General features: G+C 63.0%; 27 protein-coding genes. 17 read left to right on the forward strand and 10 right to left on the reverse strand.

Annotated features, from left to right (window positions below):
- Window positions 1-25: 25 nt before the first annotated feature.
- Complete coding sequence (uvrB, locus tag HX881_RS22360) at window positions 26-2,041, reverse strand: excinuclease ABC subunit UvrB (RefSeq protein WP_017129491.1); 2,016 nt, start codon at window positions 2,039-2,041, stop codon at window positions 26-28.
- A gap of 325 nt (window positions 2,042-2,366) precedes the next feature.
- Between uvrB and HX881_RS22365 the strand changes: the two genes are divergently transcribed.
- On the forward strand, window positions 2,367-3,563 hold the full coding sequence (locus HX881_RS22365) for an amino acid aminotransferase (RefSeq protein ID WP_017129490.1): 1,197 nt from the start codon (window positions 2,367-2,369) through the stop codon (window positions 3,561-3,563).
- A gap of 122 nt (window positions 3,564-3,685) precedes the next feature.
- Here HX881_RS22365 and HX881_RS22370 read toward each other — a convergent pair whose 3' ends face one another.
- A complete protein-coding gene (locus HX881_RS22370; protein WP_177086641.1) occupies window positions 3,686-4,147 on the reverse strand; it encodes a DUF1640 domain-containing protein in 462 nt (153 codons plus the stop codon).
- 376 nt (window positions 4,148-4,523) lie between these two features.
- On the opposite strand from HX881_RS22370, the gene cfa reads away from it, so the two are divergent.
- Window positions 4,524-5,711 carry a cyclopropane fatty acyl phospholipid synthase gene (gene cfa / locus HX881_RS22375; RefSeq protein WP_017129488.1) on the forward strand — a complete coding sequence of 396 codons (1,188 nt, stop codon included), beginning with the start codon at window positions 4,524-4,526 and terminating at the stop codon, window positions 5,709-5,711.
- On the opposite strand, the gene HX881_RS22380 is transcribed toward cfa, so the two are convergent.
- Window positions 5,693-6,388: a helix-turn-helix transcriptional regulator gene (locus tag HX881_RS22380; protein WP_177086643.1), complete on the reverse strand. Its 696-nt coding sequence runs from the start codon at window positions 6,386-6,388 to the stop codon at window positions 5,693-5,695. The two genes, cfa and HX881_RS22380, sit on opposite strands and share 19 nt — an antisense overlap.
- A gap of 278 nt (window positions 6,389-6,666) precedes the next feature.
- On the opposite strand from HX881_RS22380, the gene HX881_RS22385 reads away from it, so the two are divergent.
- The 3 genes from HX881_RS22385 (at window position 6,667) to HX881_RS22395 (ending at window position 10,513) form a co-directional block, all read left to right on the forward strand.
- Complete coding sequence (locus HX881_RS22385; protein WP_177086645.1) at window positions 6,667-7,800, forward strand: aminotransferase class I/II-fold pyridoxal phosphate-dependent enzyme; 1,134 nt, start codon at window positions 6,667-6,669, stop codon at window positions 7,798-7,800.
- The gene (locus tag HX881_RS22390; protein WP_177086647.1) at window positions 7,800-8,771 is read left to right on the forward strand and encodes a Rossmann-fold NAD(P)-binding domain-containing protein; all 972 of its coding nucleotides are present in this window, start codon (window positions 7,800-7,802) and stop codon (window positions 8,769-8,771) included. The genes HX881_RS22385 and HX881_RS22390 overlap by 1 nt, the downstream gene beginning before the upstream one ends.
- A 416-nt stretch (window positions 8,772-9,187) precedes the next feature.
- Window positions 9,188-10,513 carry an OprD family porin gene (locus tag HX881_RS22395; RefSeq protein ID WP_017129484.1) on the forward strand — a complete coding sequence of 442 codons (1,326 nt, stop codon included), beginning with the start codon at window positions 9,188-9,190 and terminating at the stop codon, window positions 10,511-10,513.
- Here the strand turns inward: HX881_RS22395 and HX881_RS22400 are convergent.
- From HX881_RS22400 to HX881_RS22415, 4 genes are read right to left on the reverse strand one after another with little or no spacing between them, the layout of a single operon-like run.
- Window positions 10,492-11,328: a GGDEF domain-containing protein gene (locus tag HX881_RS22400; RefSeq protein ID WP_017129483.1), complete on the reverse strand. Its 837-nt coding sequence runs from the start codon at window positions 11,326-11,328 to the stop codon at window positions 10,492-10,494. The genes HX881_RS22395 and HX881_RS22400 overlap by 22 nt on opposite strands.
- A gap of 22 nt (window positions 11,329-11,350) precedes the next feature.
- Entirely contained in the window at window positions 11,351-11,740 is a 390-nt protein-coding gene (locus HX881_RS22405) for a DUF1987 domain-containing protein (RefSeq protein WP_017129482.1), read from the reverse strand.
- 19 nt (window positions 11,741-11,759) lie between these two features.
- Window positions 11,760-12,329, reverse strand: coding sequence for a SiaB family protein kinase (locus tag HX881_RS22410; RefSeq protein ID WP_017129481.1), 570 nt, complete (start codon window positions 12,327-12,329; stop codon window positions 11,760-11,762).
- Window positions 12,322-13,545 carry a SpoIIE family protein phosphatase gene (locus HX881_RS22415; RefSeq protein ID WP_042937205.1) on the reverse strand — a complete coding sequence of 408 codons (1,224 nt, stop codon included), beginning with the start codon at window positions 13,543-13,545 and terminating at the stop codon, window positions 12,322-12,324. Before HX881_RS22415 ends, HX881_RS22410 begins: the two co-directional genes overlap by 8 nt.
- A gap of 299 nt (window positions 13,546-13,844) precedes the next feature.
- Here HX881_RS22415 and HX881_RS22420 point away from each other — a divergent pair, with 299 nt between their 5' ends.
- The 8 genes from HX881_RS22420 to HX881_RS22455 all read left to right on the forward strand — a co-directional run bounded on the left by HX881_RS22420 (window position 13,845) and on the right by HX881_RS22455 (window position 19,948).
- Complete coding sequence (locus HX881_RS22420; protein WP_017129478.1) at window positions 13,845-14,120, forward strand: BufA1 family periplasmic bufferin-type metallophore; 276 nt, start codon at window positions 13,845-13,847, stop codon at window positions 14,118-14,120.
- Entirely contained in the window at window positions 14,117-14,554 is a 438-nt protein-coding gene (locus HX881_RS22425; RefSeq protein ID WP_017129477.1) for a DoxX family protein, read from the forward strand. Before HX881_RS22420 ends, HX881_RS22425 begins: the two co-directional genes overlap by 4 nt.
- Window positions 14,555-14,618: 64 nt before the next feature.
- Window positions 14,619-15,383: an alpha/beta fold hydrolase gene (locus HX881_RS22430; RefSeq protein WP_103033063.1), complete on the forward strand. Its 765-nt coding sequence runs from the start codon at window positions 14,619-14,621 to the stop codon at window positions 15,381-15,383.
- A gap of 46 nt (window positions 15,384-15,429) precedes the next feature.
- Window positions 15,430-15,696 (forward strand): BufA2 family periplasmic bufferin-type metallophore, encoded by a 267-nt coding sequence (gene bufA2 / locus HX881_RS22435; RefSeq protein ID WP_017129476.1) that lies wholly within the window; start codon window positions 15,430-15,432, stop codon window positions 15,694-15,696.
- 158 nt (window positions 15,697-15,854) lie between these two features.
- Window positions 15,855-16,706: an MNIO family bufferin maturase gene (gene bufB / locus HX881_RS22440; protein ID WP_017129475.1), complete on the forward strand. Its 852-nt coding sequence runs from the start codon at window positions 15,855-15,857 to the stop codon at window positions 16,704-16,706.
- Window positions 16,703-17,449: an HvfC/BufC N-terminal domain-containing protein gene (locus HX881_RS22445; protein ID WP_177086649.1), complete on the forward strand. Its 747-nt coding sequence runs from the start codon at window positions 16,703-16,705 to the stop codon at window positions 17,447-17,449. The genes bufB and HX881_RS22445 overlap by 4 nt, the downstream gene beginning before the upstream one ends.
- A gap of 31 nt (window positions 17,450-17,480) precedes the next feature.
- Window positions 17,481-18,539 (forward strand): alpha/beta fold hydrolase, encoded by a 1,059-nt coding sequence (locus HX881_RS22450; protein ID WP_177086651.1) that lies wholly within the window; start codon window positions 17,481-17,483, stop codon window positions 18,537-18,539.
- Window positions 18,540-18,613: 74 nt separating this feature from the next.
- A complete protein-coding gene (locus HX881_RS22455; RefSeq protein ID WP_177086653.1) occupies window positions 18,614-19,948 on the forward strand; it encodes an acetamidase/formamidase family protein in 1,335 nt (444 codons plus the stop codon).
- A 96-nt stretch (window positions 19,949-20,044) separates the two neighbouring features.
- Here HX881_RS22455 and HX881_RS22460 read toward each other — a convergent pair whose 3' ends face one another.
- Entirely contained in the window at window positions 20,045-20,995 is a 951-nt protein-coding gene (locus HX881_RS22460; RefSeq protein WP_017129471.1) for a helix-turn-helix domain-containing protein, read from the reverse strand.
- Window positions 20,996-21,282: 287 nt separating this feature from the next.
- Between HX881_RS22460 and HX881_RS22465 the strand changes: the two genes are divergently transcribed.
- The 3 genes from HX881_RS22465 (at window position 21,283) to lepB (ending at window position 24,204) form a co-directional block, all read left to right on the forward strand.
- Entirely contained in the window at window positions 21,283-22,599 is a 1,317-nt protein-coding gene (locus HX881_RS22465) for an ABC transporter substrate-binding protein (protein ID WP_177086655.1), read from the forward strand.
- A 58-nt stretch (window positions 22,600-22,657) separates the two neighbouring features.
- Window positions 22,658-23,431, forward strand: coding sequence for an L-iditol 2-dehydrogenase (locus tag HX881_RS22470; protein ID WP_017129469.1), 774 nt, complete (start codon window positions 22,658-22,660; stop codon window positions 23,429-23,431).
- A 104-nt stretch (window positions 23,432-23,535) separates the two neighbouring features.
- Window positions 23,536-24,204 carry a signal peptidase I gene (gene lepB, locus HX881_RS22475; RefSeq protein WP_177086657.1) on the forward strand — a complete coding sequence of 223 codons (669 nt, stop codon included), beginning with the start codon at window positions 23,536-23,538 and terminating at the stop codon, window positions 24,202-24,204.
- 13 nt (window positions 24,205-24,217) lie between these two features.
- On the opposite strand, the gene HX881_RS22480 is transcribed toward lepB, so the two are convergent.
- Entirely contained in the window at window positions 24,218-24,838 is a 621-nt protein-coding gene (locus HX881_RS22480; RefSeq protein ID WP_177086659.1) for a glutathione S-transferase family protein, read from the reverse strand.
- 182 nt (window positions 24,839-25,020) lie between these two features.
- Window positions 25,021-25,917 (reverse strand): LysR substrate-binding domain-containing protein, encoded by an 897-nt coding sequence (locus HX881_RS22485; protein WP_017129466.1) that lies wholly within the window; start codon window positions 25,915-25,917, stop codon window positions 25,021-25,023.
- 108 nt (window positions 25,918-26,025) lie between these two features.
- Here HX881_RS22485 and HX881_RS22490 point away from each other — a divergent pair, with 108 nt between their 5' ends.
- Window positions 26,026-26,946, forward strand: coding sequence for an alpha/beta fold hydrolase (locus tag HX881_RS22490; RefSeq protein WP_177086661.1), 921 nt, complete (start codon window positions 26,026-26,028; stop codon window positions 26,944-26,946).
- The last annotated feature ends 15 nt before the right edge of the window (window positions 26,947-26,961 follow it).

Raw genomic sequence — 26,961 nt, forward strand, 5'->3', positions numbered from 1 at the left:
ACAAGGGCTGTGGACAACCTCTGGATCAGACCGTCAGCAATCGCTCACGCAGCTTGCCGATCTCGTCGCGCATCTGCGCGGCCGCCTCGAACTCCAGGTCGCGGGCCAGTTGGTACATCTTTTCTTCCAACTGGCGAATGCGCTTGCCGATCTCGCTCGGCGAGCGCAGTTCGTTTTCGTAGCGGGCGTTTTCCTCGGCGGCCTTGGCCATGCCCTTGCGCTTCTTGCTGCGCGAGCCGGGCACGGTGGCGCCTTCCATGATATCGGCGACGTCCTTGAACACGCCCTTGGGGGTGATGCCGTTGGCCAGGTTGAAGGCGATCTGCTTGTCGCGACGGCGCTCGGTTTCACCGATGGCGCGCTCCATGGAGCCGGTGATCCGGTCGGCGTAGAGGATGGCCCGGCCATTGAGGTTACGGGCGGCGCGACCGATGGTCTGGATCAGCGAGCGTTCGGAGCGCAGGAAGCCTTCCTTGTCCGCATCGAGAATCGCCACCAGCGAGACTTCCGGCATGTCCAGGCCTTCGCGCAGCAGGTTGATCCCCACCAGCACATCGAAGGTCCCCAGGCGCAGATCGCGGATGATTTCCACCCGCTCGACGGTGTCGATGTCCGAGTGCAGGTAGCGCACGCGCACGCCATGGTCGGCGAGGTAGTCGGTCAGGTCCTCGGCCATGCGCTTGGTCAGGGTGGTGACCAGTACCCGCTCTTCCACGGCCACGCGCTTGGAGATTTCCGAGAGCAGGTCGTCGACCTGGGTCAGTGCCGGGCGGATTTCCACTTGCGGGTCCACCAGGCCGGTTGGGCGTACCACCTGTTCGACGACCCGGCCGGCGTGTTCGGCCTCGTAGTTGCCGGGGGTTGCGGAAACGAAGATGGTCTGCGGGCTGATGGCTTCCCACTCGTCGAAGCGCATCGGCCGGTTGTCCAGTGCCGAGGGCAGGCGGAAGCCGTACTCCACCAGGGTTTCCTTGCGCGAACGGTCGCCCTTGTACATGGCACCGACCTGCGGAACGCTGACGTGGGATTCGTCGATCACCAGCAGCGCATCGGCCGGCAGGTAATCGTAGAGTGTCGGTGGCGGTGCGCCGGCTTCGCGTCCCGAGAGGTAGCGCGAGTAGTTTTCGATGCCGTTGCAGTAACCCAGTTCGAGGATCATCTCCAGGTCGAAGCGGGTGCGTTGCTCAAGGCGCTGGGCTTCCACCAGCTTGTTGTTGCTGCGCAGGTATTCCAGGCGTTCCTGCAACTCCGCCTTGATCCCTTCGATGGCGTCGAGCAGGGTTTCCCGCGGCGTCACGTAGTGGCTTTTCGGATAGAAGGTGAAGCGCGGCAGTTTGCGGATGACTTCGCCGGTCAGCGGGTCGAAGGCCGACAGGCTTTCCACTTCATCATCGAACAACTCGATCCGGATCGCTTCCAGGTCGGATTCGGCCGGGTAGATGTCGATCACGTCGCCGCGCACGCGGAAGGTGGCACGGGCGAAGTCCATGTCGTTGCGGGTGTATTGCAGGTCGGCCAGGCGACGCAGCAGGGCGCGCTGGTCGAGCTTGTCGCCACGGTCCACGTGCAGGACCATCTTCAGGTAGGTTTCCGGGCTGCCCAGGCCGTAGATGCAGGACACCGTGGTGACGATGATGGCGTCCTTGCGCTCCAGCAGGGCCTTGGTCGCCGACAGGCGCATCTGTTCGATATGGTCGTTGATCGACGCATCCTTCTCGATAAAGGTATCGGAGGAGGGCACGTAGGCTTCCGGCTGGTAGTAGTCGTAGTAGGAAACGAAGTACTCGACGGCGTTGTTCGGGAAGAACGCCTTGAACTCGCCGTACAACTGCGCGGCCAGGGTCTTGTTCGGGGCCAGCACCAGAGTGGGGCGCTGGACTTGGGCAATCACGTTGGCGATGCTGAAGGTCTTGCCCGAGCCGGTCACCCCGAGCAGGGTCTGGTGGGCCAGGCCGGCGTCGATGCCTTCGACCATCAGGCGGATGGCCTCGGGCTGGTCGCCGGCGGGCTGGAAGCGGGTGACGAGCTGGAATTCGGACATAACGTACCTCTGGGTCACGCCTGCCCGGCAAGCCGCGCAGCAACGAAAAAGATCGCCTGCAACAGCAGGTCGCAGGGAAAAAGCATGATAAGCCTAGATGTGGTGTTGCGTCCGACAGCTTTCAAGGCGGGTGTCTGTCGGACGTTAATGTTGCATTTCGATTGTCGGTCGTAAAATAAATCAAAAAACTTGCCGGAATCCGACAATAGTCGGTCGCCCTCGCCGGTGATGGGCTCTATACTAGCTCCCCGTTTGTGCACCGCTCTAGTGCAATCGGCCGGAGCGTTGTCACCCCCTCCACCCCCCATTCAGAGCCGCCGCAATAATGAGCCTGTTCTCCGCTGTCGAAATGGCACCACGCGATCCTATCCTGGGCCTCAACGAAGCATTCAATGCCGATACCCGTACCGACAAGGTCAACCTGGGTGTAGGTGTTTACTGTGACGAAAGTGGGAAAATTCCACTGTTGCGTGCCGTTGTCGACGCCGAGACCCAGCGCGTGGCTCAGCATGCTTCCCGTGGCTACTTGCCGATCGACGGCATTGCCGCCTACGACAAGGCGGTACAAACCCTGCTGTTCGGTGAAGGTTCGCCGCTGATCGCCGCCGGTCGTGTACTGACCACCCAGGCTGTCGGTGGTACCGGCGCGCTGAAGATCGGCGCCGATTTCCTCAAGCAGTTGCTGCCGAACGCCACCGTTGCCATCAGCGACCCGAGCTGGGAGAACCACCGCGCGCTGTTCGAAGCCGCCGGTTTCCCTGTACAGAACTATCGCTACTACGATGCCGCGAGCAACGGGGTGAACCGTGCCGGCCTGCTGGAAGATCTCAACGCGCTGCCGGCCAAGTCGATCGTCGTGCTGCACGCCTGCTGCCACAACCCGACCGGCGTCGACCTGACCCCGGCCGACTGGCAGGACGTGCTGGACGTGGTCAAGTCCAGGGATCTGGTTCCGTTCCTGGATATGGCTTACCAGGGCTTTGGTGATGGCATCGAGGAAGACGCCGCCGCCGTGCGCCTGTTCGCCGGATCGGGCCTGACGTTCTTCGTTTCCAGCTCGTTCTCCAAATCGTTCTCGCTGTACGGCGAGCGCGTCGGTGCGCTGTCGATCGTCAGCGAATCGAAGGAAGAGACCGCCCGTGTCCTGTCCCAGGTCAAGCGCGTGATCCGTACCAACTACTCCAACCCGCCGACCCACGGGGCGAGCATCGTCGCGGCCGTGCTGAACAACCCTGAGCTGCGTGCCCAGTGGGAATCGGAACTGGCTGAAATGCGCCTGCGGATTCGCGGCATGCGCATGCAGATGGTCGACCTGCTGGCCCAGTATGGCGCCAAGCGTGACTTCAGCTTCGTCGGTCGCCAGCGCGGGATGTTCTCCTACTCCGGCCTGACGGTGGAGCAGGTGGCACGCCTGAAGAACGAGTTCGGGATCTACGCGCTGGATACCGGTCGTATCTGCGTGGCCTCGTTGAACCAGCGCAATATCGAAGCGGTGGTGAAGGCGATTGTCCAGGTGATCTGATGGGCGAATGGGCATTGTCCCTGTCGTACCACCCGATTGAAAAAAGCCCGCAGCGATGCGGGCTTTTTTATTGTGTGATCTTTCTATCCGGCAGGCCTGCTGCCTGGTCCGGTTGGGTTGGCTCAGCCGAGGAAAGCCTTGCTCAGGAAGTCGTAGGCCAGCTTGATGGAGGGAATGCTGATACAGAGAAAAATAATACCAAACTGCCAATGCACGAGCTTGTGATGGGCCTCCAGTGAGGTGATCGATGACCGCAGGTCCGCGCCTTGTTTCGCTATCGATTCTCGAAGCTCCGAGCCTTGTGTCGATATCAATTCACGAAGCTCCGAGTTCTGGGTCGCCATCGATTCTCGGAGTTCCGCGCCTTGTTCCTTGATCAACGCCCGCAGCTCCACACCCAGGGCGTTCATATCAGTCCTCAATTCCGAGATCGATGCGTTCAGGCGGGTCTCGGTGTGAAGCAGGTCCGATTTCGTAGCGAAATTCTGCATTTCGTCCTCCCAGGCATCCACCACGCCTTTGGCCTTGCCGGCTGGGATGCTGATGGCGGTCAGCGCGTCATACAGGTTGAGTGAGAATGTCATCTTGGCTCCTGCGATAACAATGGCCTGGAAACGCTCTCTGACTGCCGGTGCTGCCGACGATAGCGTTCTGAAACCAATCTTCGACTCAAACCTGTTGGATGATATAGCCAGCTATTTCCCCTGATTTTGTAGGCTCGTGCCTAGCTTCGCGTCTGTAAAGCAAACTCGCCTGCGTGCAGGGTTTGTTGCAAATTGTTGCAGATTGCGCAAAGCACTTTTATCAAATCCTCGTTTGTCTTGCTCCGAAGCCTCGACTTAAGCTTTCCCGAGCTTCGAAAGTCAACCTTGAGCGCCTGCGTCAACGGTTTGAACCATGATCGATTCGAACAATGGCCTCGCTGTCCACTTCAGTGCAAGCAAGAAGTAAGGATTCACGATGCAGTCAAAGTGCGAAGATTCATTAGCCACCCGTTCTTCCAGTACTTCCAGTGTCTCCACCGAGGATACGTCCCACAGCAGTTCCTACCGACTGGCCGAGGAGCTTCTGGACAAGGCCGGCCTGCGCCTGAACGGCAACGCGCCGTGGGATATGAAGCTGAAAAGGCCCGGGGTTCCCGAGCGGGCCTTGTCCGAAGGCAGCCTGGGCCTCGGCGAGGCCTACATGGACGGCGACTGGGACGCCGATCAGCTGGACGAGTTCTTTGCCCGCCTCATGCGTTCGGGCCTGGCCGATGGGGTCAACCCGATGGCCATGCTGTTTCATGCCGCACGGGTCAAGTTGCTCAACCTGCAGAACCGCAAGCGTGCCTGGCAGGTCGGCGAGCAGCACTATGACCTTGGCAGCGATTTCTACGCGAGCATGCTCGATCCGCGCATGACCTACACCTGCGGCTACTGGCGCGAGGCAACCGACCTGGTCGAGGCGCAGAACGCCAAGCTCGACCTGGTGTGCCGCAAGCTGCGCCTGGAGCCGGGCATGCGGGTCCTGGACATCGGCTGTGGCTGGGGCAGCTTCATGTCCTACGCGGCGCAGAACTACGGCGTCGAGTGTGTCGGCGTGACCATCTCCCGGGACCAGGCCGAGTGGGCCCGCCAGCGTTACGCCGGATTGCCCCTGGAGTTCCGCCTGCAGGACTACCGCGATGTCGACGAGCAGTTCGACCACATCGTCAGCATTGGCATGTTCGAACATGTCGGGCGCAAGAACCATCGCGTCTACATGGAAACCGCCGAGCGCTGCCTGAAGGACGACGGGTTGTTCCTGCTGCACACCATCGGCAAGAACCGCCGCAACTCCAGTACCGATCGCTGGATCGACAAGTACATCTTCCCCAACGGCGACCTGCCTTCCATCGGCCAGATCGGCGATGCCGTCGACGGTCTGTTCGTGGTCGAGGACCTGCACAACTTCGGGGCCGACTACGACAAGACGCTGATGGCCTGGTGCGAGAACTTCGAAGCGGCCTGGCCACGCTTCGCCGGGCAGATGGGCGAGCGCTTCTACCGCATGTGGCGCTACTACCTGCTGTCCTGCGCGGGGGCTTTCCGGGCCAGGGATATCCAGCTGTGGCAGTGGGTACTCTCGAAAAAAGGCGTGGTCGGCGGCTACGAGCGCGTGTCCTGAGCCGTCTTCCTCGTGCTCTTCCTGCTGCCGGCGGGAGCCTTGATCGTCGCCGTGCCGGCGGCAATCAACGGCTCCGGCACCGCCTTGAGGTAGTTGTAGACCGTTGCCCGGGAGATCTCGAAGTAGTCGGTCAGGTATTCCATGAAGTTGCGTATTTCCAGGAGCCCGCTGGCCCGGGCTTCGGCCAGCGCCAGGGTGATTTCGCGGCGGCCGAACTCGCTTTTGCGCACTGAGGTCTCGAGGGAAATCCGTTCGACGATCTCATTGAGCTTCTCTCTCCAGTCCGCCTTGAACAGCGCCTCCGGCCGGGTTTGCGTGTTGAACCCGGCGGCGAAGCTGCCCAGCAGTTGCTGCACCTGGTTGATCACCGACACATCGAAGTTCAGGCACAGGAACGCGATGATCTCACCATGGTCGTCCCGGGCGGCAATGGTGATCGAGCGCAGGACCCGGCCATTGATCCCGTTGCTTTCGTAGGGGCCGATCACATCCGGTCCGGCTTCGAGCTGCGGGATATCCTCGATCAGCGAGGGATCGCCGACCTTGCGCTTGGAAAAATTGTTGGCGATATGGGCGATCAGGCCCGTCCTGGCATCGTGTACCACGGCCTCCAGATGCGGGTAGAGCAATCCGGCGATGCCTTGTGCCGTGGCATTGATGAAATTCATGTAGGACATCTGCAAGCCTTCGATTCAGGTGGACAGCAACCGCGATGACAGGGAGGGCCGGTGCCTTTCGTCCAGGCGTGCGCACGTTACCGTACTCCCGGGCGATATTGGAACAGCCTTGAGCGGCTTGATAGGCAGGTGTTGAGCTTAATTTAGACATAAAAAATAAATTAGACAATATGTATAAGTCCGGATAGTGTCTTGCGGGTACTGCCACCGACCGGGCATCTGCGAGATCGTCCGCGGGCGGTGGACGACCTATCGCTCAGCTCAGCAGGGGACATCGCATGGCCACGCTTCCAGACTTCCGCCTGGAGACCTATTTCTCCAAATGGGAATTCACCGCCCGCTACCACATGACCGCTTCCGATGCCGAAAGCATGACGCTCTCGGAGTTGCTGGCCCTGGCCAGCGACAGTGACCGCGCCGCGTTCGAGAACCTTTCGCTGGGCTACACCCAGACCTATGGCGCTCCGGCACTGCGGGAGACGATCGCCGCGACCTACGACAAGGTCCGGCCGTCCGATATCCTGTGTTTTGCCGGTGCTGAAGAAGGGCTTTATGTGGCGATGCAGGCCTTGCTGGAAAAAGGCGACCACGCCATCGTCGTGACACCCAACTACCAGTCCGCCGAGACCATCCCCTTGAGCCTCTGCGAGGTCACCGGCGTGCCCCTCGACCCGGCGCGTGGCTGGACCCTGGATATCGACGCGGTGGCCGCGGCCATCCGGCCGAATACCAAACTGGTCTCGATCAACTTTCCCCACAACCCGACGGGCAAGATCCTCGAGCGCGAGCGCTTCGACGCGCTGGTGCAACTGTGCCGCAAACATGGCCTCTATCTGTTCAGCGACGAGGCCTATCGGCTGATCGGTGTCGGTGACTGCGAGCAACTGCCGGCGGTTGCCGACGTCTACGAGCGTGGCTTGTCGCTGGCGGTGATGTCCAAACCCTATGGCCTGCCCGGGCTGCGTATCGGCTGGATCGCCTGCCAGGACGCCGGGCTGCTGGTGCGCATGGAGCGGATGAAACACTACCTGTCCATCTGCAACTCGGGTCCCAGCGAAATCCTCTCGATCATCGCCCTCAAGGCCCGCGAGCGGATCCTCGCGCGCATCCACAAGCTGATGTCACACAACCTGGAAGTGCTGGACGGGTTCTTCGCCGAGTTCAGCGAGCGGTTCGACTGGTATCGTCCGGACGGTGGCTGCATTGCCTATCCGCGCTACCTGGGCGGGGAAGGGGTGGAAAGCTTTACCGCCGACCTGGTCGAGCGCACCGGGGTGTTGCTGCTGCCGTCCAGCATTTATACCTCGGCGCTCGGCCCGGTGCCGACGGATCGTTTCCGGATCGGCTACGGGCGGGCGAATATCGAAGAGGGCCTGGAGGTGTTCCGGCGCTACCTGAAAGGAGCGGCCTGATGTTGCCGGTGCATGACTGGCCGGCCTTGCGCGCGGTCCTGCGGCACGATGCGATACTGGCTGCCATCCGTGAAGCATTTATCCGGCATGCCGACGGCCAGGTGGTATCGCCCGCGCCCGGCGAGCTGCTGTTCGACCAGACACCCGGTGATTGCCATATCAAGTACGGCTACTTCAAGGGCGGCCCGGTCTTCGTCATCAAGATCGCCATGGGCTTCTACGACAATGCCCGGCACGGCTTGCCGACCAATAACGGCCTGATGGCGGTGTTCGATGCCCGCACCGGGCAGACCCTGGCACTGCTCAACGACGAAGGCTGGCTGACCAGCTGGCGCACCGCCGCATCGGGTGCCCTGGCGGCCGTCGCCCTGGCCCCCAGGCACATCACCGCGCTGGGGATCCTGGGCAGCGGCCATCAGGCGGAGCTCCAGGCCTTGTGGGCGTCCGTTGCGCTGGGCATCGACAAGGTCGTCATCTGGGGCCGCGACCCGCACAAGGCCGAGGCCCTGGCGGCTCGCCTGCGCGAGGAGGGGATCGCTGCCCACCCGATCGTGCGGGTCGAGGACCTGCTGCGCCAGTGCAACGTGATCATCACCTGCACCCCGGCGACCGAGCCGTTGTTTCCTGCCGCGGCGGTGAGGCCCGGCACCCATATCGTCGCGCTGGGTGCCGACAGCCATGGCAAGCAGGAGATCGATCCCCTGCTGTTCCAGGTCGCCGGCCGGGTGGTGGCGGACGATATCAGGCAGTGCACGGATCGTGGCGACCTCGGCCATGCCGTCCGTGACGGCCTGCTGGAACCCACCTCGATAGTGCTGCTGGGTGATGTGTTGTCGGGCAAGGTGAAGGGGCGCGAGAGCGAGGACGCCATCACCCTTGTCGACCTGACCGGACTGGCGGCCCATGACGTTGCCATCGCGACCCTGGCCATTGATGCCTTGCAGGACCCGGATACGCGCAACGCGATCTGATCCCCCTCTGGTTAATTGCTTCCCCTAGTCGAGTTAATATCAATGAAAAATCTTTCATGGCTAATTAACCCGACGAACATGGCTCGCTGTAATAAAAAAATATATATAGAAGCTGGCAGTCAAAAATAACAATAGAGGCCATTGGTTGATTTTCCGAAGTGTTCCGTTCCTGTATTGCACATGCCCTGCAAGGCAACTGTCGCCTGCGCGTCAGTGGCCGCAGGGCGTGCTCCGGAGCACACCCGGCAAGAGCTCGACCTGACCCACCTTCTGCAGCAGCGAAGATTGTCTTTGGCCTTCGGGCACTTCTGCCATTGATTGTTCCATGTTTCCACTCTCCTCGCGGATGACGGAGTGCGTTCTGTCGTTCGCACTAACAAGAGAGTGAAACTTTATTAACCAGGGGAATTACAACGATGTCGGTAAAAATCAACTTGCTCACACTGGCGGTATCGCTGGGCATGACCCAGTTCGCCATGGCGACCACCGTGACCGACCAGAGCGACGCCAAGGGCTTCGTCGACGACAGCAGTCTGAACCTGCACCTCAAGAACCAGTACTTCAACCGCGACCGGAAAAATGACAAGTCCGACCTCAGTGACTGGACCCAGGGGATCTTTGGCAACTACAGCTCCGGTTTCACCCAGGGTACGGTCGGTTTCGGCGTCGATGCCTTCGGCTACTGGGGCATCAAGCTCGACGGCGGACCGGGCACGGCCGGTACCGGCAACCTGCCGGTGGGACGCAACGGCTCTCCCGAAGACGATTACGCCAAGGCCGGTGGCGCGGTGAAGATCCGCGTCTCCAAGACCGAGTTGCTCTACGGTGACATGCAACCCACCGCACCGGTGTTCGCTGCCGGTGGTACGCGGCTGATCCCGGAAACCGCCACCGGTTTCAACCTGCTCAGCAGCGAGATCAAGGACCTGGACCTGGAAGCCGGCCACTTCACCAGTGGTACCGGGGTGGTCACCACCAGCAGCGACCATGACCTGTTCGCCACCTATGCCAACGTCACCACCAGTGCCGTCAACTACCTGGGCGGCAAATACACCGTCAACGACAACCTCAACTTCACCCTCTACGGTTCCGAGTTCGAGGACGTCTGGCGCCAGTACTACACCAACGCCAACTACACCTTGCCGATTTCCCAGGCACAGTCGCTGAACTTCGATTTCAACCTCTACCGCACCCTGGATGAGGGCGAGGCCAAGGCCGGTCCGATCAACAACACCGCGTTCTCCTTCGCCACCGCGTACACCTTCCTGACCGCCCACACCGTGACCCTGGCTTTCCAGAAAGTCCATGGCAATACCCCGTTCGACTATGTCGGTTTCGGGACCAACGGTCCTGGCGACGGCGGCGACTCGATCCTGCTGGCCAACTCCGTGCAGTACTCGGACTTCAACGGTCCTGGCGAGAAATCCTGGCAGGCGCGTTATGACCTGAAGATGGCGACCTACGGCGTTCCGGGCCTGAGCTTCATGACCCGCTACATCCACGGCGATGATATCGACGGCAGCAAGATAGCCGCGGACAGCCCTTACCATGCCTACGGCTATGGCGCCAACGGCGAGCACCACGAGACCGATGTGGAAGCCAAGTACGTGGTGCAGAACGGCCCGGCCAAGGACCTGTCCCTGCGCCTGCGCGAGTCTATCCACCGGGGCAATGCCGACCAGGCCGAAGGCGACAACAACGAGCTGCGCCTGATCGCCGACTATCCTATCTCGATCTTCTGATCGGGAACGGGAAGAGGAGGGCGCGGGTTCTCTTCTTTCGCGTGTTCCGGCGTACAGGCCGCGGCGTCTGCCCGCGCCGCCTCGACGCGATTGCGGCCGGAGCGCTTGGCCTGGTACAACGCCGCATCCGCCAGCCCATAGGCACTGTCGAAACGGGTGCCGACGGGGCTGGCGCTGACGCCGAAACTCGCGGTGATCCGGCGGTTTACCGGCTGGCCGAAAACATGCGAGGCAATCGTGTCGCGCAGGGTTTCGGCCAGGGCCAGGCCTTCCTCGAGCGTGCCGGCGGGCATCAGCACGGTGAACTCCTCGCCGCCCACTCGCCCGATGAATCCGCCATTGCCGACGACACGCCGCAGGCAACCGACGATGCCCTGGATTACCGCATCGCCGGCGGGGTGGCCGAACTCATCGTTGACCTGCTTGAAGTGGTCGATATCCAGCACCACCATCACCGCACCGGTTTTCTGCAGGGCCTGGACGGTCAGGTCAATGACCGCGCCACGATTCAGCACGCCGGTCAGCGCATCGTGGGTGGCGCGGTATTCGAGCTGATGGGCCAGGGTCTGCAACTGGGCATTGAGCGCGTTCATCTCGCGCTCGGCACGGTCGCTGCGGCGTATCAGGCGGCGTGTCTCGCGCATGAGCCGCTCGAAGTGCACGGTCAGGTCGGCGAGTGCCTGCTGGTACACCGGAGCCTCTGCTTCAGTCAGGGCCAGAATGGAACGGGCATGTTCAAGCGCGTCAGTTTCGCTTTTGAACAGGTCCGGTTCAGCGTCATCCTGTGCGCCAGCGAAAGTGACTGAAGCGGTCATGCTCATCATCCTTCTCGGGGTGTCATTGGAGAGTCGTGGCGTGGTCGTTGAAGATGATGGCGGTAAAGTCGGCCTTCAGTTCTTCACCGAACTCGAAAATGGTTTCGTCTTCTTCGTCATGGTACCAGTTCACCTGCATCTCGTTGCCCGATTGCGCGGCCTTGTCCAGCGCATCGAAGATGCTGAACAGCATCTTGGTGCTGGAACTGTTGAAATAGGCCAATGCGATATGGACGTTGATGGTGGTGTCCTCGCGGGAGGCGAGGTAGCCGCGCAGTTGCTGGAGCACGGGGGCATAGAAGGCGGCGGCGTTCTCCGGATAGGACTCGCCCTTTATCGTCAGCAGGTTCTGATCGAAACGGAAGTCGACTTCCGGCGATGTGGCGGTTGCTTCGATGTAGAAATTATCCATGGTGATTGCGTCACTCTACTCAAATGGTGGCTTTAAGGCAGAACAGCGTGGTTCCGGGCTCGTCCGCTCTCGGGTAGAAATCGAATTCCAGCGGGGCACAGGCATCGCGCGCCATGGTCAGGAAACCCAGGCCGGCGCCCTTGCTGTCGACGGGGGTTTCCGCGCGCAAGGTCACCTTGTAGGCCTGCTTGATCTCTTCCAGCGACATGTTGCGCAGGGGCTCCAGCTTTTCACGCAGGCGATCGACGTCGCTGGTGGCGATCGGGTTGGCGCAGAGCATCAGGTGGCGATCGCCGTCCGCACTGATGCATACCGCGCCCTGGCGCAGCGACGATTCGTCACCGGGGTCGGTGGGCAACGAGTCGGAGGAGTAGTGAATGATGTTTTGCGACAGCTCGACGAAAGACGAAAACAGCTTGCGTCGCGTCGGCCCGTTGACCCCCGAGATCTCCAGCTGCAGCCGGACCACTTCGGCCATGGCGGTGATGATCGTGTGGGAGAAATACCCCATGTGATAGAAAATCACATTGCGCTGTTGGGCCAGGTCGAAGAAGTGGCAGTCGGAGTGGACAGCATTCGGATTAATCATGATCGTTTCCAAGACGCGCGCAGAAGAGGGTGAGATCGTCACGGCGGGTTTGCTCTCCCTGCCAATTGGCCAGCGTGCGTTGCAAGGCTTCGCAGATGACGGTCGCCGGCTGATTGCGATGTTCCAGTATCGTGTCGAAGGCCTTGCTCTTGCCGAAGGCGATGTTGCGCGGGCCGCCGATCTGGTCGGTCAGGCCGTCGGTCGCGATGAACACCAGGCTGGCCGGCGACAGTGCGATGCGGCTGACCGGCCACTGGTAGTCGATGGCGCTGTCCACGTAGCCGACACCCACGCGCTGCCCGGACAGGGTTTCCATCTGCCGGGCGTCGGGCGGCAAGACATGAAGGGCCATGCGCGCACCGGCAAAGCTCAGGGTCTGGCTGGCGTTGTCGAACCAGAGAAACGCGGCATCCAGGCCATCGTCGGACTCGGGAATCTGCGCGCCGCTCTGCACCTGTCCCAGCAGTTCCTTGACGCTTTTGTTCACCGCCGCTAACAGCACGCCTGGATCCCGTGGACCGAAGCGCACCAGGGCCTGGGTCAGCGAGGAGGAGGCGATCAGGGTCATGAAGGCACCGGGAACGCCGTGGCCGGTACAGTCGGCAATTGCCCCGAACCAGCCGTCGGGATAGGCGCAGAAATGATAGAAGTCGCCACCGACCACATCCCGCGGTTCCCACAACAGGACGGCGTCTTCCAGGGTCGACTTCAAGGTATCGCGCGAGGCTCGCAGCATGGAGCGCTGGATAACGCTCGCGTACTCGATGCTCTGCATGATCTGGCGGTTTTTCTCGGCCTGCATGGCGGCGACCACAGCCATCAGTTGCAGGCCGTTGCCCAGCCCGGCGAACTGGCCGTTGCGGGTAATGATGAAACCGTCCGCGAGGGTCTTTTCGCCGGATTCCACGGTCTTGAAGGTCAATTCTTCAATGCTCATGCCGGCATCGACGATCAACGGTTCCTTGTCCATGAAGGCAATGCAGCTTTTCTTGTCGTAGAGCTCGCGGTGAAACGGCTTGCTCATCATCGACAGGAAGATGTTGCGATTGATCAGGCCGATGGGCCGCTCATCTTCCAGCACCGCCAGGCAGACCATCTCCTTCTGTGAGCTGAAAGTCTCCATGACCAGGGCATTGCTGCTGCTCCAGTCGATCGCTGGCACTTCCGTGCACAGATCGCCGGCACAGCGGTGATCCTTGGGCCGTTGTGGACGCATGAAGGAGAAGGTTTCTGCGCGCATGCTGGGGTCGCCGGGCAAAGTGAAGGCACAATGCTATCCCCGCAATATGAACCTTATGTTACGAATCTGCGCTGGGTCGCCGAGTGGCGACGGGGGTCGTATACCGCCCTTCGTGTATCAGAGTGTGTACGAACTCGGGGCTGATACATCCCGCGACCTCCTGCCCGGTTCCGGGACACAGAAGGGATACACGCTCGCGATTAACTTTGCTGGTCGAACAACGCAGCCCAAGACGCTGCTGATTCGCTCAATCCATTGTTGATCGGGAGATATCCATGAAGAGCAGATACGCGGCCCTCGCAGCCACCCTCGCCATTTCACTCAGCGCGTTTGCCGTCGGTGCCCAGGCCGCCGATGGACAGACTCCCCAGGAAAAATGCTACGGCGTGTCCAAGGCCGGTCAGAACGATTGCGCCGCCGGCAAAGGCACTTCCTGCGCGGGCACCGCCACCGCCGACTACCAGGGCAATGCCTGGGTCCTGGTGGACAAGGGCACCTGCACCCAGATCAAGACGCCCAAGGGCTTCGGGTCCCTGACGGAGCAGCCATGAGCCGCGGCGCCGGGGCAGTGAGTGCCGGCCTCGGCCGGTTGTTGCCCGAGTCTCTGTTGCTGCTGGTAGCCCGTGTCGGGATCGCCTCGGTGTTCTTCCTGTCGGGACGCACCAAGGTCGAAGGCCTGTTGACGCTGAAACCTTCGACCTACGTGCTGTTCCGCTCGGAGTACGCGCTGCCGCTGATTCCGGCGGACCTGGCGGCCCACCTGGCGACCTATGCCGAGCACCTGTTCCCGGTCCTGCTGGTGCTGGGCTTGCTGACCCGGCCCGCGGCCCTGGCCTTGCTGGGCATGACCGCGGTGATCGAGGTGTTCGTGTACCCCGATGCATGGCCGACGCACCTGAGCTGGGCGGGTCTGCTGCTGCCGCTGATCGCCCATGGCGGCGGGAACTGGTCGCTGGATGCGCTGCTGCGCCGCCGACCGGCCTGACACCGCCCTCTCGGAACATGACTTTCAACCACAACATCAGGCCGAAGGCTTGAGGAGAAGCACCATGCGTAAGTTACCCATCCTGGCCCTCAGTGCCCTGGCCATGAGCGCGCCACTGTTTGCCAGTGCGGCCGATCCGGTTCCGCCGACAGGTGCCAAGAACATCGTCATCGTGCACGGCTCGTTCGTCGACGGCTCGGGCTGGCGGGTGGTCCACGACATCCTGATCCACAAGGGCTACCACGTCAGCGTCGTGCATCAGCCGGCCACCAGCCTGGACGCCGATGTGGCCGCTACCCGGGAAATCCTCGACCAGCAGGTCGGCCCGGTGGTGCTGGTCGGCCACAGTTCCGGCGGTGCGGTGATCGGTATCGCTGGCGAGCGGGACAAGGTCAAGGCACTGGTCTACGTCGCCGCGCTGCAACCGGAAGTCGGCGAGACCCTGGGCCAGTTGCTGAGTTCGATGCCGTCACCGAGCAACGACATCCATGGCACCCGCGACGGTCTGCTGTTCGTCGACCGCGCCAAGTTCGGCGAAGACTTCGCCGCCGACCAGACCACCAACCGCACCGACTTCCTGGCCGCTTCGCAGGTCCCGGCGACCACCGCCACTTTCGGCGCGCAGAACTGGGCCGCCGCCTGGCACAAGAAGCCGAGCTACGGGATTGTCGCCACCGAAGACAAGGCCCTGAACCCGGACCTGCAGCGCTGGATGTACAAGCGTGCCGGCTCCAAGGTCACCGAGATCAAGGCCAGCCACACCCTGTACATCTCGCAGCCAGAAGCGGTGGCGAAAGTCATCGAAGAAGCCGCGCTGAACGCCAAGTAAACCCCAACCCGACCTGTTGCAACCCTTATCTATCTGGAGAAACACCATGGCTACCACCGCTTCCCGTTTGAGCATCGCTACCGCCGCCGCGCTGATCGCACTGTCTTGCGCTTCTTTCACCGTCTCCGCCAGCGCCGCCGACAAGGAGCAGCCGGGCCGCTGCTACGGCGTCAACAGCTGCAAGGGCGAAAGCCTCTGCGCCACCGCCAAGAATGACTGCAAGGGCCTGAACAGCTGCAAGGGGCAGGGCGTCGTGGTCAAGACCCCAAGCGAGTGCCTGAAGGCCGGCGGCACCCTGACCGAGCCCAAGTAAGCCTGAATCCATGACCCCGTGGGAGCCGGCTTGCTGGCGAGGGTATCGACGCCTTGTGTCTGCCAGACCGTGTCGTCTGTATCGCCAGCAAGCCGGTTCCCACAGGGGCGTGGTGTTCTTCGGTCGGTCTTCCCTTTCTCTCAAGCCGAGCACGCGCAATGTCCATCTCCATTCCTGTTTTTCCGGGCTACGGCCTGGGTCTGCGCAAGGAACACTATCGGGATTTCCTGGAGACCGAGGTCCCTGTCGATTTCGTCGAGGTCATCTCCGAGAACTTCATGGTCGCGGGCGGCCAGCCCCGGCATATCCTGCGCCAGATCCGCGAGCGGCATCCGGTGGCGTTGCATGGCGTGTCGATGTCCATCGGCTCGGCGGACGGGCTCAACCCCGACTACCTGCGCCGCCTCAAGGCGCTGGTCGACGAGATCGATCCGCTGTTCGTTTCCGATCACCTGAGCTGGTCGCGCATCGACCGGTTCAACTCCCATGACCTGTTGCCGGTGCCCTATACCGAAGAGGCCCTGGACAGCGTCTGCCGCAATATTTCCATGGCCCAGGATTTCCTTGGCCGGGCGATGCTGTTCGAGAACCCGTCGAGCTACCTGGCCTTCGACGGTGCGACGATGACCGAATGGGAGTTCATCGCGCGGATGTCGGAGCGCACCGGCTGCGGGCTGTTGCTCGACGTCAACAATATCTTCGTCAGTGCGACCAACCACGGTTTCGACGCATTGGCCTTTCTCGACGGCCTGCCGGCTGATCGCGTGCGACAGATCCACCTGGCCGGACACAGCCAGGGGGCCGAGTTGCTGATCGACACCCACGACAGTCCGGTCTGCCAGGAAGTCTGGGCACTCTACGCCCTGGCGATTTCACGCTTCGGCCCGGTCGCCACCATGATCGAGCGGGACGACCGGATCCCGCCGCTGGCCGACCTGCTCAAGGAGCTGGACATGGCCCGTGCCCTCGGCTCGCTGGACACCCGCGGCTGCTCACGGAGGGCGTCATGAACCTGGCCGAGTTGCAACGCGAGTTCCATCACTGGCTGGTCAGCGCGGACGAGAGTGTCGCGCGACGCCTCGGCAGCAACGTGGCCGCGGGCTTGGCGGTGTACCAGAACAACTATCGGGCGCAATTGGTGGGCTGCCTGGAACAGGCATTTACGCAATTGCGCCGCTGGCTCGGCGACGAGGCGTTCCTCGCCGCAGCGGTCAGTCATATCGACCGGCAACCGCCCCACGCCTGGACCCTGGATGCCTATCCCGAGGGCTTTCACGCCAGCCTGGTGGAGCTGTTCCCGAACAACCCGGATGTCCAGGAACTGGCCTGGATCGAGGCGGCGCTCAATGACGCGTTTGTCGCCGCGGATGCCGAGGCCCTGTCACTGGAGGCCCTGGCGACGATCGACTGGGATTCGGCGCGGCTGCGCCTGGCGCCATCCTTGCGCAGCCATGCCCTGACCACCAACGCCGAGGCGATCTGGTCCGCGTTGTGTGACGAGGTGACACCACCGGAAAGCGAGATGCTCGCCGAACCGGGCGGGGTGATCGTCTGGCGTCGGCAATTCACCTCGCGGCTGCGTCCGCTGGAGCAACTGGAATACGAAGCCCTGCTGCACCTGCAGGCCAACGGCAGTTTCGCCGCCCTGTGCGAGTGGCTGGTCGAGCGCCTCGGTGAAACCGAGGGCGTTGCCCGGGCCGGTGCGCTGCTGGCCGGCTGGCTCGCCAGCGAACTGATCGTCGATATCGCCTGATTCCTGTCCCCCTGATCCGAGGAACCCCATCATGTCCGAGTACCCGTTCAATCGCCGTCGTTTCCTGCTGTCCGCCGCTGCCGGAGCGGCGGCCATCGGCCTGGCGGATATGACCCCGGCACTGGCGTCGGCGAGCCAGGGCACGGCGCCTTACCAGCATCGGTCGAGCAAGCCGCTGACGCGTTTTCCGATCCGCCAGGTCAGTACCGACCTGCTGGATATCGGCTACCACGAGACCGGCCCGGAGAACGGTCGGCCGGTGATCCTGCTGCATGGTTATCCCTACGACATCCACAGTTATGTCGAGGTCGCGCCACTGCTCGCGGCCCAGGGGTTTCGAGTGGTCGTGCCGCACCTGCGCGGGCACGGCAGCACCCGTTTCCTCGACAGTGCCACGCCACGTTCGGGCCAGCAGGCGGCGCTCGGCCAGGATGTGCTGGACCTGATGAATGCGCTGCATATCCCCGAGGCGGTGCTCGCCGGCTACGACTGGGGCGGTCGTGCGGCCTGTGTCGCGGCGGCCTTGCGTCCGAGTCGCGTGGTCGGCCTGGTCTCGGTCAACAGCTACCTGATCCAGGACATCGCCAAGGCTGCCAGCCCGCTGCCGGCGCATGTCGAATGGGGACTCTGGTACCAGCATTACTTCCAGACCGAGCGCGGTCGCGCGGGGCTCGAGGCGAACCGTCGCGATATCGCGCGGATCCTCTGGCGCAACAACTCGCCGACCTGGCACTTCGATGACCGCACCTTCGACCGCGCGGCCGAGGCCTTTGATAACCCCGACTATGTCGACGTGGTCATCCATTCCTATCGCCATCGCATGGGGCTGGCGGCGGGTTATCCGGATTACGCCGAGGCCGAGCAGAAGCTCGCGCTGTTGCCGGCGATCAGCGTGCCGGCCATCACCCTCGACGGCGTCGCCGATGGCGTGATCGCGGCCACCGACGGCAAGGCCTCGGCGCCGCGTTTCAGCGGTCCGCGCAGTCATCGGCAGGTTCCCGGCGTGGGTCACAACCTGCCCCAGGAAGCCCCCAAGGTGTTTGCCGACGCCGTGACCGAACTGGTGCACGGCGGCAAATGGCGAACCTGATCGGCTGCCCCGGCGCAGCCTGTTGTCCCACCCCTGGTGATCCCTCCGTATCCGTGGAGGCAAGGAGATAGAACATGAACAACACCCTCTCTGAAGCAAGCGCCGCACCGACGCCGGTAGACCGGTTACGCGTCGACAGTTACACCCAGGGCCTGATCGGCCCGAGCCAGGCCATGCTCGGCCCGCTGGCCGACGGCGGCACCCTGATCACCGGCACGCCGCCGGGCTGCTGGGGGCCGATGATCACGCCGGCCTTCCAGGGCGGCCATGAAGTGACGCAGCCGGTGGCGATTGCCGGCGCCGAAGTGGGCGATGCCGTCGCCCTGAAGATCCGCCGCATGCGAGTCACTTCCCTGGCGACGTCCTCGGGCGTGATGAGCTTTGTCGAAGGGCGTTATCACGGCGATCCGTTTGTCGCCAAGTTCTGCGCGGCCTGCGGTACCGAACATCCGGCCAGCCATGTCGAGGGCATCGGCGAGGACGCGATCCGTTGCAACAACTGCGGTGCGGAAGTCAGTGCGTTTCGTTTCAGCCATGGCTACGTGATCGTGCTGGATGCCGAGAACCAGGTCAGTCTCACCGTCAACCAGGCGGTCGCCGACCGGCTGGCGGGCAATGCCGCGCAGATGTCGGCGTTGCCGGACATGGCGGCACAGCATTCGATCCTGTCACTGGCCCGTGCCGACATTCCGGGACTGGCGGCACACATGCGGCCGTTTCTCGGCAACATCGGCACCACACCGTCGCGGGACCTGCCGGACTCGCACAACTGCGCGGATTTCGGCCAGTACCTCGTGGGCGCGCCCCATCGTTATGGCATGACCCATGAGCAACTGCACGAAGCCAAGACCGACGGCCATATGGACACCAACTCGGTCCGCGAAGGCTGCGTGCTGATCTGCCCGGTGAAAGTGCCGGGGGCCGGCGTGTACATGGGGGATATGCATGCGCAGCAGGGCAATGGCGAAATCGCCGGGCATGCCACCGACGTTTCCGGCGAAACCGAACTGACGGTAGAGGTGATCAAGGGGCTGACGATCGATGGCCCGATCCTGTTGCAGAACCTCGATGACCTGCCGCCCATGGCCCGGCCGATGAACGCCGAACAGCGCCAGAAGGTGCGTGAGCTGGGGGCCCTGTGGGGCCAGCACGAGGTCGAGGAGAGCGGCCCGATCACCTTTATCGGCAGTGGCGTGAACCTCAATGTGGCGACGGAGAACGGTTTGCGTCGTGCCGCTGCGGCCACCGGCCTGCCCTACGATGAAGTGCTCAATCGTGCCACGCTCAACGGTTCCATCGACATCAGCCGCTTGCCCGGCACCGTACGGGTGACCTTCCTGTGTCCGTTGCCGGTGCTGGACCGGATGGGCATCGGCCATCTGGTGCGGGAAAAGTATCAGTTGGCCTAGATCGCCATCACGCAGTGCTCCCTGCAAGTCTGGATAGACGTCTGTATCCCCGGCCCCGATCAGGCTCTTCGATCGGGGCTGTTTTTTTTCGTCTGCTCAATGCCGCTGACCCACAGGCAGGGACGGGTAGGCGCCGTTGTGCCGGAGCAGAGTCATGGCCGCTCCACGCCGATAGTCGCTGGGCGTCTGGTTCATCTCGAAGCGAAAGTGCCGGTTGAAGTTGGACAGGTTGCCGTAACCGACTTCGAAGCAGATATCGGCCACCGACATCTCGCTCTGCAGCAACAGCCGACAGGCACGTTGCACCCGCAACTTGCGCATCAGGTCGATGAAACCGTGCCCGGTGATGCGCTTGAAGAAGCGGGAAAAGCCCGGCTCGCTCATCCCCAGGCGCTGGGCGATGACCGACAGCCGCAGGTCGCCGGTCAGTTCCGTCAGCAGGTAGTCGAAGGCCTTGTGAATCCGTTCGGAGCTGCGTGCATCCAGGCTCGGGGCATAACAGACGCTGGCCAGCAGATGCACCTCCGGCTCCGGAGCCTGCACCAGGGTATTGATCAGTTGCAGGAACAGGATCAGGCGCTCCAGGCCCTCGGCGCGGCCAATCTGCTCCATCAGCCGGGCGGCCTGCAGCGCGGTCGCGCCAGTGAACTCCAGGCCGCGCCGGGCGCGTTCGAACAGGCTCTGCAGGCTCCCCAGTTCCGGTAGCGTGGCACGCAGGGCGAGCAGGGCGGCGCCGTCGAATTGCAGGACGACATCGCGGCCCACCAGGTACTCGCCGGGCGTCAGGTCGCCGATCCAGTCATGGGGCAGGTCGGGACCGATCAGCGCGACATGGCCGGGACCGAACGCACCGATGTAGTCGCCCGCCACCAGCTTGCCGCTGCCATGGCGGATCAGGTGCAGCTCGAATTCGGGATGATGGTTCCAGCGGGCGAGCGGCGAGGGATAGTCGTGTTCATGCCAGCGAAAGCCGTGGTCGGGTTGCGGCAGGATCACTTCCAGCTCGGCCGGTCGTTGCTCGAACAGGGCTGTTCGACTGTCAGCCATGGCTTGTGCCTCTTGTTGTCATGCAGCTCATTGTCGTGCAGCCCTTGACCATACGCCGTCTCCACCCGGGTTCGCTAGCGCCTGTCCTGCCCATGACCGGTACTTTTTTGATCGCCGGAGGCTTTGCCGTGGCCGGTTAAAAAAGTATCGGAAGGGCATCCCCGATTCGTTTGTCCGCCCCGGTGGAAGTTGCTGTAATCGAAGCGTCCGCCACCGCTGGCCGGCGTTCGTCCGGCCGTGGTCAACAACAAAAATAACAGTGCCTGGCGCCCAGGCCGGAGAACACGATGAAGTTGATTGCCACCGCGCTTGCCCTGTCCGCTGGCCTCTCGGCCGCCTGGGCCTGCCAGGCCGCCGAGACCGTGACCATCGCCACCGTCAACAACGGTGACATGATCCGCATGCAACGCCTGTCCAGGGTCTTCGAGCAACAGCACCCCGAGGTGAAGCTGAACTGGGTGGTGCTGGAAGAAAACGTCCTGCGCCAGCGCCTGACCACCGATATCGCCACCCAGGGCGGCCAGTTCGACGTCTTGACCATCGGCACCTACGAAACACCGCTGTGGGGGGCCAAGCACTGGCTGGAGCCGATGACCGGGTTGCCCGCCGATTATGATGTCGAGGACATTTTCCCCTCGGTGCGCCAGGGCCTGTCGGTCGGCGGTACGCTGTATGCCTTGCCGTTCTATGGCGAAAGTACGGTCACCTATTACCGCACCGACCTGTTCAGGCAGGCCGGGTTGAGCATGCCCGAGCATCCGACCTGGACCCAGCTCGGCGAATTCGCCGCCAGGCTCAATCAGCCGGACAAGGAGCAATACGGCATGTGCCTGCGGGGCAAGGCCGGCTGGGGCGAGAACATGGCGCTGCTGAGCACCATGGCCAATGCCTTTGGTGCGCGCTGGTTCAACGAACAGTGGCAGCCGCAGTTGACCAGCCCGGAATGGACCGCCGCCGCCGATTTCTACGTCAATACCCTGAAAAAATACGGTCCGCCCGGCGTATCGAGCAATGGCTTCAACGAAACCCTGGCGCTGTTCAACAGCGGCAAGTGTGCGCTGTGGGTCGATGCCAGCGTCGCCGGTTCCTTCACCACCGACAAGGCGCAGAGCAAGGTGGCCGACGACGTCGGCTTTGTCGCGGCGCCGACGCAGGCGACCGACAAGGGCTCCTCATGGCTGTATGCCTGGTCGCTGGCAATACCCACCACCTCGCGGCACAAGGAGGCGGCCAAGGCCTTCGTGGCGTGGGCGACCTCCAGGCAATATATCCAGCTGGTCACCGACACCGATGGCATCACCAACGTACCGCCGGGCACCCGCCTGTCCACCTACAGCGACGCCTACCTGAAGGCCGCGCCGTTCGCCAGGGTGACCCTGCAGATGATGCAGCACGCCGACCCGACGCACCCCTCGGCGCAGCCGGTGCCGTATGTGGGAATCCAGTACGTGACCATTCCCGAGTTCCAGGCCATCGGCACTTCGGTCGGCAAGTCGTTCTCGGCGGCGCTGACCGGGCAGGTGACGGTCGAGCAGGCCCTGGCCGAAGCCCAGGCCAATACCGAGCGTGAAATGAAACGTGCGGGTTACCCGAAAAAGGGCTGATCGCCGGCGCCCGTCGCCGGGCGCATTCCCCCAATCTGACGCAATGGATGAACCCTCAATGAAACGACTGGAAGGCAAGAGTGCCCTGGTGACCGGTGCTGCCCGTGGTATCGGGCGAGCGTTCGCCCAGGCCTACATCGGCGAAGGCGCCACCGTGGCGATCGCCGACATCGACCTGGCGCGTGCCCGGGCCACGGCCACCGAACTGGGACCGAACGCTTATGCGGTGAAGATGGACGTGACCGACCAGGGCTCCATCGACGCGGCCATCGCCACGGTGGTCGGGCATGCCGGCAAGCTGGACATCCTGATCAACAATGCCGCGCTGTTCGACCTGGCGCCGATTACCGAGATCACCCGCGACAGTTATGACCGGTTGTTCTCGATCAATGTCGCCGGGACCCTGTTCACCCTGCAGGCGGCTGCCCGGCAGATGATCAGCCAGGGCCACGGCGGCAAGATCATCAACATGGCCAGCCAGGCCGGACGGCGCGGCGAAGCGCTGGTGGCGGTGTATTGCGCCACCAAGGCGGCGGTGATCAGCCTGACGCAATCGGCGGGCCTGAACCTGATCGGCCATCGCATCAACGTCAATGCCATCGCGCCCGGCGTCGTCGACGGCGAGCACTGGGACGGTGTCGATGCCCTGTTCGCCAGGCATGAGGGGCGGCCGCTGGGGGAAAAGAAACGACTGGTGGGACAGGAAGTGCCCTATGGCCGCATGGGCACCGCCGAGGACCTGACCGGCATGGCGATCTTCCTGGCCAGTGCCGAGAGCGACTTCGTCGTGGCGCAAACCTATAACGTCGACGGCGGCAACTGGATGAGCTAGCAGCGATCATGAAAACTCGCTGATCGGCGTACAAGGGACTTGGCTCGGCCCGAGGCACGGTGCTACAAGAATCGCTGAAAACGTTATTCCTTTCAGAGGTCGATATGAAGCGCTGGATCGTCAATAACCGCGGGCTGCTGATCTTTCTCCTGTGCTTCGGCATCTTTCGGACTTCCATGGCGGACTGGAACCCGATTCCGTCGGGTTCGATGCGACCGACCCTGCTTGAAGGCGATGTGGTGCTGGTCAACCGGCTGGCCTATGACTTCAAGCTGCCGCTGAGCGATATCTCCCTCGCGGCCCTGGGTACTCCCCGGCGCGGCGATGTGGTGACTTTCACCTCGCCCAAGGACGGCGTGCGCCTGATCAAGCGGCTGGTCGGGGTGCCGGGTGACGTGCTGGAAATGCGCAACGAGGTGCTGTTCGTCAACGGTGTGGCGGCCCACTACAGCGATGCGCGCGATATCGCCGAGCCGGGTGCCCACGACACGAGCATTCCCGGCGTGTCCGTCACCGAGGCGGCGGACAGCAGCGTGCGCCGGGTCCAGTTCCTGCGCGGCGTTGCCGCCGCGCGGGATTTCGGACCGATCACCGTGCCGGCGGACAGCTACTTCATGCTGGGCGACAACCGCGACAACAGTGCCGACTCGCGTTATATCGGTTTCGTGCCACGCCACCTGCTGATCGGCCGGGCCCATCACATCGTGGTTTCGGCCGATATCCTCGGGCGCTGGATGCCGCGCCTGGATCGCACCGGCAAGCGCATTCTCTGAGGCAGGACAGGCTTCAGGGCAGCGTCGCCTTGAAGCTGGGCAGGGCCTGCACCTGTTGCCACCACTGGGCAAAACCCTCGACGTCGAATACCTGCGCGGCATCCGGGGTCAGGGCGATATAGGTGCAGAACGGCACCAGGTAGAAGTCGGCGAGCGAAACATTCGGCCCGGCGATAAAGCGGTCTTGCCCCTTGATCTTCATCAGTTCGCGCAGGACCCGGCGCGAGTTCTCTATGCCGTTGCGCCGGGATTCTTCGTTCTGCCCGCCGATAAAGTCGGGGAACAGGTGATAACCGGCCACCGACACCAGCGCACCGTAGCCATAGGAGTCGTAGATACCGATGGCCATGTTGGCACGGGCGCGGTCCCAGGCGGTTTCCGGCATCAGTGACGGTCCCGGCAGCACCTCGTTCAGATAGGCGGTGATGGCTCCGCTCTCGATCACCCGGAAACCGTCATGGTCGATCACCGGTACCTTGCCGAAGGGATGACGCAACAGGTGTTCGGGAGAGTGGGGTTCGCCCTGGAGGACATCGACCGGAACCTGTTCATAGTCCGCGCCTTTCTCGGCGAGAAGCATTCTGACGGTGCGCACGTAGGTGCTGCCGCTGTAGCCGTAAAGGGTGATGCTCATGATGATGACCTCCTGGGTGAACCCTGCACTGTGATGATCGGGCCACCCGGTGCGGGTGGCTTGGGACCGGCACAGTTCATCGCGTGGATGTATCCACGGTGTGTCCGCTGGCGGCGACAGCTTGAGTCAGTGTGTCCGGCGCAAGGCTGTACACACTGTGATACGTGGGGGGAGGTCGACGCTTATTGATCGATGAAACGCCGGCGCCTGCCGATCTCCTGCACGGACTCGATCAGCGCATGGATGGCTGGGTCGGCGCGGTCGGAAAAGGCATGGAAACGTGCGTTCGCCAGCGCTGGAAGACCCTCGGCCGGGCCCAGCTCCCTGAGTCCGTCGCGCAACTGGCTGCGGGCAATCGGGGTTACGGCGAAGCCCGCCAGGGCCGCGGCAATGCAACCGGCCATGCTGCTGCTTTCAAACGCCAGGCGCCAGGGCGTTCCCGCCAGGGCCAGCGCCTGGATGGCCGCCTCCCGGTAGACGCAAGGTTCCGGAAAGACGGCCAGGGGCAAGGGGATCGCGGTATCCAGGGGGATTTTCGCGGCGTAGGCCCAGACCAGCGGTTCTTCCCATAGCAACTCGCCGCCTTCGTCCACCCGGCTGCACTGTTTGCCGAACACCACGTCGAGCTGGCCGAGTTGCCGCTGTTGCACCAGATCGGAAGTGATGCCGACCTTCAACTCGATGGAGGCCCGTGGATGGCTGCGGCTGAAGGACTGCAACACGGCGGCCAGCCAGGTGCCGGCAAAGTCTTCCGAGGAGCCGACGCGGATCCGCCCTTGAATATGGGCTCCCCGCAGTTTTGCCCGGGCCTCGCGTTCCAGGCTGAGGATATTGCGGGCATAGGTGTAGAGGATCTCGCCCTCGGCGGTCAGGGACAGGCGGCGCGTGGTACGCGACAGCAGCTTCACCGCGACATCGTCTTCGAGGCGTTTGATATGCCCGCTCACCGCCGAGGGTGTCAGCGCCAGCAGGTCGGCAGCCGAGGCGAAGCTGTGGGTGTCTACCACCGTGAGAAACGTGCGCAGCAAGGCAATGTCGAGGGAGGCGGAAAGGGCGACGAGGGAGCGGTCCGTGTTCATCACTGATTCAACTTGAAAAATTGATAATAGGCCTTTACTCATCATGAATGATTCGTGGTGGCGACGGTAGTCTTTCTCCAGACAACCGCCAACTCCGCAGGAATCGCCATGAACTACTCATTTGTCACCACGCCATTGCTGGACATCGCCTACCTGGAGTGGAACCCCGCTGGAGCCCGGGTGGCCGTGCTGGTCCATGGCTGGCCGGACAGTCCCGAGACCTGGACACGCACTGCCGGCCATCTGGCCGAAGCCGGCTACCGGGTGCTGGCGCCGGCACTCCGGGGTTTTGCACCGACGCGTTTTCGCCATGACGATACGCCGCGCAGTGGCGCGCTGGCAGCGCTGGGCATGGACCTGCTGGATTTCATCGATGCCCTGGGGCTCGATCGTCCGGTGCTGGTCGGACATGACTGGGGCGCAAGGGCCGTGGCCAATGCCTGTGGACTCAGGCCCGGTGTGGCCGCGGGGCTGGTGATGCTGTCGGTCGGCTACGGCACCAACGATCCGAACCAGGTGATTTCCCTGCAGCAGGCGCGCAATTACTGGTACCACTGGTTCATGGCGACACCCCGCGGCCAGCAGGTCGTCGAGCACGAGCGCAATGTCTTCGCCCGCATGATGTGGGACACCTGGTCGCCCGCCGGCTGGTACACGGAGCAGGATTTCCAGACCGCCTGTCGCGCCTTCGCAGGGCCGGACTGGGCTGCGGTGGTATTGCATTCCTACCGGCATCGCTGGGGTTTCGTCGAAGGTGACGCGGCCTCCCGTGCCGAAGAAGCCAGGCTCAACCCGGCACCGGTATTGTCGGTACCCACGCTGGTGCTGCACGGTGGTGCGGACAGTTGCAATCACCCGGACAGTTCCAAGGGACGCGAAGGCTACTTCTCGGCGCGCTACGAACGCGTGCTGATCGACGGAGCGGGGCACTTTCCCCAGCGTGAGGCACCGGAGATTGTCGCGTACGAGATCCTGAGGTTTCTCAGGGCCGGGACTCGGGAGCTGCCGGTTATAGAGGAGAGGCGCTGAGGAATTTTCATACGC

This window comes from Pseudomonas gingeri (genome assembly GCF_013386115.1).
GTDB lineage: Bacteria > Pseudomonadota > Gammaproteobacteria > Pseudomonadales > Pseudomonadaceae > Aquipseudomonas > Aquipseudomonas gingeri.